The sequence below is a fragment of the Actinomadura sp. 7K534 genome, assembly GCF_004348575.1.
In the GTDB taxonomy this organism is placed as follows: domain Bacteria; phylum Actinomycetota; class Actinomycetes; order Streptosporangiales; family Streptosporangiaceae; genus Spirillospora; species Spirillospora livida.
The window spans coordinates 1-7,395 of sequence record NZ_SMKB01000308.1 but is presented as its reverse complement, the minus strand read 5'-3'; the positions used below and the strand labels follow the sequence as shown (position 1 = coordinate 7,395).

At 69.7% G+C, this 7,395-nt stretch carries 6 protein-coding genes and 1 pseudogene; 2 read left to right on the top strand and 5 right to left on the bottom strand.

Annotated elements, in window-relative coordinates; all coding sequences use genetic code 11:
• Nucleotides 1-221 precede the first annotated feature (221 nt).
• Complete coding sequence (locus E1266_RS33725) at nucleotides 222-1,973, bottom strand: GMC family oxidoreductase (RefSeq protein ID WP_132054073.1); 1,752 nt, start codon at nucleotides 1,971-1,973, stop codon at nucleotides 222-224.
• Nucleotides 1,974-1,982: 9 nt separating this feature from the next.
• On the bottom strand, nucleotides 1,983-3,563 hold the full coding sequence (locus tag E1266_RS33720; RefSeq protein WP_132054071.1) for a succinic semialdehyde dehydrogenase: 1,581 nt from the start codon (nucleotides 3,561-3,563) through the stop codon (nucleotides 1,983-1,985).
• Between the two features lie 267 nt (nucleotides 3,564-3,830).
• On the opposite strand from E1266_RS33720, the gene E1266_RS33715 reads away from it, so the two are divergent.
• Nucleotides 3,831-4,448 (top strand): TetR/AcrR family transcriptional regulator, encoded by a 618-nt coding sequence (locus E1266_RS33715; protein ID WP_132054069.1) that lies wholly within the window; start codon nucleotides 3,831-3,833, stop codon nucleotides 4,446-4,448.
• 124 nt (nucleotides 4,449-4,572) lie between these two features.
• On the opposite strand, the gene E1266_RS33710 is transcribed toward E1266_RS33715, so the two are convergent.
• The 3 genes from E1266_RS33710 to E1266_RS33700 all read right to left on the bottom strand — a co-directional run bounded on the left by E1266_RS33710 (nucleotide 4,573) and on the right by E1266_RS33700 (nucleotide 7,013).
• Nucleotides 4,573-5,757 (bottom strand): serine hydrolase domain-containing protein, encoded by a 1,185-nt coding sequence (locus E1266_RS33710; RefSeq protein ID WP_132054067.1) that lies wholly within the window; start codon nucleotides 5,755-5,757, stop codon nucleotides 4,573-4,575.
• 256 nt (nucleotides 5,758-6,013) lie between these two features.
• On the bottom strand, nucleotides 6,014-6,148 hold the full coding sequence (locus E1266_RS33705; RefSeq protein ID WP_347876766.1) for a DUF397 domain-containing protein: 135 nt from the start codon (nucleotides 6,146-6,148) through the stop codon (nucleotides 6,014-6,016).
• A 16-nt stretch (nucleotides 6,149-6,164) separates the two neighbouring features.
• Nucleotides 6,165-7,013, bottom strand: coding sequence for a helix-turn-helix transcriptional regulator (locus E1266_RS33700; protein WP_132054063.1), 849 nt, complete (start codon nucleotides 7,011-7,013; stop codon nucleotides 6,165-6,167).
• Between the two features lie 100 nt (nucleotides 7,014-7,113).
• Here E1266_RS33700 and E1266_RS33695 point away from each other — a divergent pair.
• Nucleotides 7,114-7,395 (top strand): annotated as a pseudogene (locus tag E1266_RS33695) (ATP-binding protein); the annotation flags it as partial.

Sequence of the window (7,395 nt, the reverse complement as noted above, 5' to 3'; positions counted from 1 at the left end):
TAAGAGCCAGCACCCACCCCACGCTACGCCGCCCCACCTCGTGGACAGCCTCAAGAATCCTTGGCCCGGGCGAGCGTCCAACCGAGACGGGCGGTCGATCGCCGTCCATCACAGGCCGCGGCCGGCCGTGAGCGCCGACTTATCCACAGGTTCGGGTTTTGCTGTTCCGGCTTCTCGTCGGGTTCGAGAATCCGGAGGGTCGAATCGAGGAGGGCGGGATGTCAGGTGATCTCGATGATCGGGAGCCGGAGTGCGGCGGGGGCGTCGGCGGGCACGGCCGGCTTCTTCGGCGGTACGGGCGCAACGCGGCGGTACGGGTCGCCCAGCGCGGGGCGCGGGTCGTCCTCCGAGTGGTTCGGCCAGAACGACATCGCCCGCTCGGCCTGGGCGGTGATGGTCAGGGACGGGTTGACGCCCAGGTTGGCGGACACCGCGGAGCCGTCCACGACGTGCAGCCCGGGGTGCCCGTAGACGCGGTGGTAGGCGTCGATGACGCCGGTCTCGGGCGAGTCCCCGATGGCGCAGCCGCCGAGGAAGTGCGCGGTCAGCGGGATGTCGAACAGGTCGCCCCAGGCGCCGCCGGGCATCCCGCCGATCTCCTCGGCGATCAGGCGCGTCGCCTCGTGGCCCTCGGGGATCCACGTCGGGTTGGACTCGCCGTGCCCGGCCTCCGCGCGGACTTCCCAGCCGAACGGGCCCTTCTTCGGGCGCAGGGTGATCGAGTTGTCGCGGGTCTGCATGACCAGCGCGATCACCGTCCGCTCGGACCAGCGCCGCAGGTCGAGCAGCTGCACCAGGTCACGGGGGCGGCGGACGACCTCCCGCGCGAACTTCAGGACGCGGGGCGTGTGCTTCTCCCCCGGCCGGTCGCCGTCCACCAGGAGGGTCTGCAGCAGGGCGAGGAGGTTCGAGCCGCGGCCGTAGCGCACCGGTTCGATGTGCGTGTCCGGGGCCGGGTGGAACGAGGACGTGATCGCGACACCCTGGGAGAAGTCCGGGCCGGGCCGCCCGTTGCGGCGGCCGCCGCCGAGGATCGCCTCGGAGTTGGTGCGGGTCAGCGCCCCGAGCCGGTCCGACAGGCGCGGAAGCACGCCGGTCGACTTGAGCTTGTGCAGCAGCTTCTGCGTGCCGTACGTGCCCGCGGCGAAGACGACCTGCCCGGTGGTGAACGTCTTGCGGTTGCGGCCGAACGAGCCGGTCCGGACGATCTCGACCTCGTAGCCCCCGTCCGCCAGGGGCCTGACCGTGGTGACGCGGCTGAGCGGCATCACCCGGGCGCCCGCCTTCTCGGCCAGGTAGAGGTAGTTCTCCGTGAGCATGTTCTTCGCGCCGTGGCGGCAGCCCACCATGCACTCGCCGCACTCCATGCAGCCGCGGCGGCGCGGTCCCGTCCCGCCGAAGTACGGGTCGGCGCTCTCGATCCCGGCCCCGCGGCCGAAGTAGACGCCGACGGGGGTCTTGACGAAGGTGTCACCGACGCCCATCCGGTCGGCGACCTTCTTCATGACCTCGTCGGCCGCGGTCGTCGTGGTGTTCTGGACGACGCCCAGCATCCGCTTGGCCTGCTCGTAGTAGGGCGCGAGCTCGTCCTGCCAGTCGGTGATGTGCGCCCACTGCCGGTCCTTGAAGAACGGCTCCGGCGGGACGTAGAGGGTGTTGGCGTAGTTCAGCGACCCTCCGCCGACGCCCGCACCCGCAAGCACCATCACCCGGCTGGACTTGGCACCGCGGATGAGGTGCATCCGCTGGATGCCGGTGAGACCGAGCGCCGGCGCCCACAGGTACCGCGCGACGCGCCAGTTCGTCTTCGGCAGTTCCGGATACCTGGACCCGGGCGCACCGGACGGGTTCGTGTCGAAACGGCGCCCCGCCTCGATCACCCCGACCCGGTAGCCCTTCTCGCTCAGCCGCAGCGCCGACACGCTGCCGCCGAACCCGGACCCGACGACGAGCACGTCGAAGTCATGCTTCACGGGCGTTCCCTACTTGATCCGGAGCTTCTTCATCACCTTGATGCCGTTCGCCATGAACGCGGCGAACCGGTCGTAGTCGAGGGAGCCCGGAGGTTCGAGGTCCATGAAGTGCTGGCTCGCGACGGTCTGCACCTCGGTGAACTTCAGCAGGCCCTCGGACCCGTGGCGGCGCCCCACCCCGGACTGCTTCATCCCACCCATCGGGGAGTCGTACGAGGCGTACGCGGCGCCGTACCCGTCGTTGATGTTCACGGTCCCCGCCTGGATGCGGGCGGCGAGACGGCGGCCCTTCGACGGGCTCTTCGTCCACACCGACGCGTTCAGCCCGTACTGGGTGTCGTTGGCGCGGGCGACGACCTCGTCCTCGTCGCGGTACCGGTAGATCGAGACGACCGGGCCGAACGTCTCGTTCGCGCACAGGTCCATGCCTTCGCCGACGTCCGTGAGGATCGTCGGCTCGTAGAACAGCGGCCCGATGTCCGGCCGGGCCTTGCCGCCGGCGAGGACGGTCGCGCCCTCCTTGACGGCCTGGTCGACGTGCCGGGTCACCGCCTCCAGCTGCCGCGGGTACGTCAGCGACCCCATCTCGGCCCCGAAGTCGAGGCCGGTGCCGAGCTTCATGCCCTTGACGGCCTCGACGAACCGGGGGACGAACCGGTCGTAGACGTCATCGTGCACGTACATCCGCTCGATCGAGATGCACAGCTGCCCGGCGTTGGTGAAGCACGCGCGGACGGCGCCCCGGACGGTCCGCTCGACGTCCGCGTCCGGCATGACGATCATCGGGTTCTTGCCGCCGAGTTCCAGCGAGTACGCCACCAGCCGCGGCGCGACCCGCTCCGCGATGGCCTTGCCGCCGCGCGTCGACCCGGTGAAGGAGACGTAGTCGGCCTCGTCCAGCAGCGGGTCACCGATCTCGGCCGGGTCGCCCACCACGATCTGCCATACGTCACGCGGCAGGCCGAGCTCGACCAGCAGGTCCAGCACCCACAGGCTCGACAGGCACGTCTGGGTGTCCGGCTTGTGGATCACCGCGTTGCCCGCCATCAGCGCGGGCGCGATGTCGCTGGCGCCGAGCGCGAACGGGTAGTTCCACGGCGCGATCAGCGCGACGACGCCCTTCGGGTGCCGCAGCTCCTGGACGCGCGTGACGCCCGGCATCATGCCCTGCCTGCGCCGCGGCTTCAGCAGCTTCGGGGCCCGCCGGGCGTAGTACAGCGAGCACAGCGCCACGTCGAGGAACTCCTCCAGCGCGTGGCGGCGTGCCTTGCCGGTCTCCAGCTGGATGACGTCGAGGATCTCCTCGCGCCGGTCGACCAGGGCGTCCGCGAGCCGCAGGAACGGCTTGACCCGCTCCCGCACGGGCAGCCGCGCCCAGGCCCGCTGCGCCTCCCGCGCCCGCCGGTGCGCCTCGCGGACGTCACCCGCGCCGGAGATGGGGACGGTCGCGAGGGGCTCTCCGGTGAACGGGCTGGGGATCGTGGCCGTGTCGGCGCCGCCCGAGACGACGTGCGAGGCCAGCCGGTCGATCAGATTCTGGGGGAGCTCGTGCTCTGCCGCGCCTTTGGTAGGGACCGTCGGGGATGCCATGCACGCAGGGTATGACCCCCCGGCCACTTTTGACTACCCGCAAGTAACGAGCGGTCAGGGCGTTTTGTGACACTCCTCCCGCCCTGCCGTCCACGACCCGCCAGGGGACCGTTCCAACCTGCACGGACTTACGCAACCGGATGAATGACCATGTCCGGCCGGTGTATCCCGGAAGGAAGGGGAGAATCGCGGCGCGCGACCCGCCGCCGGGGCGTCCGCTGCCGCGCGCCCGGCCACGGGAAGCCGTCCCACTCGGGAGGGGAACACATGACGGACACCTGCGGCGAGGACACACACCGGCCGTACGGCGGCGGCACCCGGGCACGCCCGGGCCGCCGCGAGCAGACCCGCTCCGCGCTGCTCACCGCCGCCGAGCGGCTCTGGGCCGAACGCGGCATCCACGGCGCCTCGCTGGACGACATCGCCGCGGCCGCCGGCCTCACCAAGGGCGCCGTCTACTCCAACTTCGCCGGCAAGACCGACCTGTTACTCGCCCTGATGGAGCGCTTCACCGCCGACCGCAACACAGACGTCTGCGAGGAACTCCGCGCCGCCGAGGAGGACACCGACCACACCGGCCGCTCCTCTCCCCGCCACGACACCGACGACCGCCCCCGCCGCCTGGCGCTGCTCCTGGTCGAATTCTGGCTCTACGGGATGCGCGACTACGCCGCCGGCTGGCGCATAGCCGACTGGTACGCCGAACGCCGCGCCCAAATGGCCAGCGAACTGGACCCCACAGACGAAATAGCCCCCGACGACCGAGCAACCCTGACCCTGGCCTTGGACATGGGCCTGGCCCTACAACACCTCCTAGACCCAACCCGAGTCAGAACCGACCTCTATAAAACCGGCAAAACCCTAATCCTCCACAGTTCCCCCTAATACTCCAGCCGCATTGGAGATTTCGGTCCGATCGAGGCCGGGACGTGAGACGGCCACCGCTGCGATCGTGCGGGGCGTCCAACCAGACGATCGCCGGTGGCCGTGCCGCCTACTCGCAGAGAGATCACGGGTTAGGGCCGCACAGGGCTGTGGGAAGGGCTTCCGCCATGGCGTCATCCAGGGCCGGTCCGCCACCCGGGTTGAGGTTGACCATGACGGTGGCCTGCCTGCCGTCCATGGTGGCGCCCGTGCGGACGCTGAAGCCGAGCATGTCACCGTCGTGTCCCCAGAACCCGTCACCGCAGGTGGGGGACTCCTTGGCGGGAAGCCACCGCAGCCCCAGGCCGTACTTGGACCCCGATGCGCTTCCCGTGGGGCGGCCGTCCAGCATCTCCCGCAGTTGCGCCGGCATCAGCAGGCGTCCGCGCAGCAGCGCCGCCAGGAAGCGGTTGAGGTCGGAGGCGCTGGAGATCATGCCGCCTGCGGCTCCGGCGACGGTCGGGTTGAGGCGCGTGATGTCCACCAGGTCGGACTCGGGCCGGACGTACCCTCGGGGGTGCGGTCCGGGGATGCCGGGTGCGTCGCCCGGCACGAAGGTGTCGTGCAGCCCGAGCGGGACGATCACGCGCCGATGGATCTCCCCGCGGTAGGAGCGTCCGGTCACACTCTCGATGATCATTCCGGCGAGCAGGTAGTTGGTGTTGGAGTAGCCCCAGTTCTCGCCCGGGTCGAACTCGCGGGGGTGCGGGAGGGCGATGTCCACCAGTTCCCGCGCCTCCCAGTGCCGGAGCGGGTCGTCGAGGACCTCCATCGGGGACAGGTGGTCCAGGACGTCCGGCAGTCCGCTGGTGTGCTGGAGCAGCTGTCGGACGGTGATCTCCCGCCCGTCGTTGCCGGCGCCGCGCACCACCCCGGGCAGGTACCGCTCCACCGGGGCGTCCAGCTCGATCCGCCCTTCACCTGCGAGCTGGAGCACCACGGTGGCCGTGAACGGCTTGGTCGCGCTGCCGATCCGGAAGCGGCTGCGGGGATGCACCGGTGCGCCGGTCCGGATGTCGGCGACGCCACCGGTGGCCACGAGACGGCCGTCCCGGTCGTTGGCCTCAGCGAGCGCCCCAGGAGCCCCGTCCGGCCCGGCGAGCTGCTCCACCACCGGCCGCAGCCGGTCGAGGCGGCTCACCTCCGCCGGGTCGGCCGCCGCCGGGGTGGCCGCCGCCGGGGTGGCCGCCGCCGGGGTGGCCGCGGCCGCCACCGTCAAGGCCAGGACCGCCGTCACCGCACGGCGGAACACCGTGTTTCCTGTGATCATGAACAGCCACGGTAGGTTTCGGCGAACCGACCGCACATCCATCCCGTGAGCCATCCATGCCATCACTCCCAGAGGGAAGCGAAGTGTGAAGCGGAGGCTCTCGAGTATCGGCCCCGCGCGGGCGGCCGGAGGTCACGCCCGTGTGCACCGTCTCGCCATGCACGCGGCACGGGGTGACTGCCGACTCGAAAACCGGTGTGAGGACGTGGTCTCCCCACTAGGAAGCGTTCGTTGCCGCTGAGGCGGACACCTGTCGCTACCGGGCAAGCTCCCCGCGCTTCACCCGCTCCAGCAACCCGGCGAACGCCTCCCGCCCGAACGCCAGCCGCCCCCCGTCCGGGTCCTTGGAGTCCCGCACCCACACCCGGCTCCCCGACTCCGCCAACTCCACACACGCGGGATCGCTATCACCGCCGCTGTGGGAGCTCGTACGCCACTCGATCATCCGCATATGCCCTCATCGCCCGCTCGATCAAGCCCCGGGAGTCGTCCTTCGACAGCGCCACAGCACCGATCTGGGCGAATCGAATCGAGAGCGCGGCGATCTCATCTCCGCCTTCGATAAGCCGTCCGCCGAGCTGCGCACCGACGTACGCCACTTCCCGGGAGCCTACTCGGAGTATCTGGATCGCCCCATCATGCCCGGGATGTCGTCCTGCCGAGCGGGGAACGATACGAACGGCCGCTCTCGGCAACCTACCGACTTCGATGAGGTAGGCGAGTTGTTCCTCCATCACCTCGGGGCCTCCGACCTGGCATTCCAACGCCTCCTGGTCCAGCAGAACCCAGAGGTAGGGCGGCTCGTCCTTGGCGAGGACCTCCTGGCGCTTCAGACGCGCCTCTACCTCCTTTGAGATGTCCATCCTCTGATCGCCGTCCGCGACCAGAGCACGCGTGTACGCCTCGGTCTGCAACAGGGCGGGGACGGTCTTGCCGTGGTAGACCTCGATGTTCGTGGCCCCACGTTCGTACTGGAGGTACTGCTTGTACCAGTCGGGGTCATGGCCACTACAGGCGAACATGAAGAGCCGCTCGAAGTGACCACCCGTGTTCCATGCCTGATCGAGGCGCTTCATGTAGACGTCGCGCGGTCGCAGACGCCCCGCTTCCCAGTTGGATACGGTCGCGCGGGTCACGTGGACGATCAGCGCGGTCTGAGCGAGCGAGAGACCTCGCTGCGTCCGGTAGAACCACAGGTCAAAGGCCAGCCAGGCCCACAGCGAGGACGCCGGGTCGATCGACTCTCGAACACTCATGGCCCCTCCACAGGTGTATCGCACCTTTCGAGAATCACTTCAGGTTAAAGCTCAAACACCCAGAGTGAGGACACAATCCGCGAACGGAGGATGGTCCTCAATGAATGATCTTGAAGTGGGCACGTCGGCGCCCGGGGTGCCCGAGGTGCGCCTCACGTTGCTCGCCGTGCCGTCGACCGTCGTCCTGGCCCGGGAGCTCGTCCGCTACGCATTGACGAACTGGGGCTTCGGCCGGGAGGTGATCAACGACTCGACCCTCGTCATGAGCGAGATCGTGACCAACGCCATCACGGCGGCCCCCGGCCACCAGCTCCGCGTCCGCTGCGCCCTGGACGAAGGGGCGCCGCTCCTGGAGTGCTGGGACCCCTCCCCCGAACTCCCG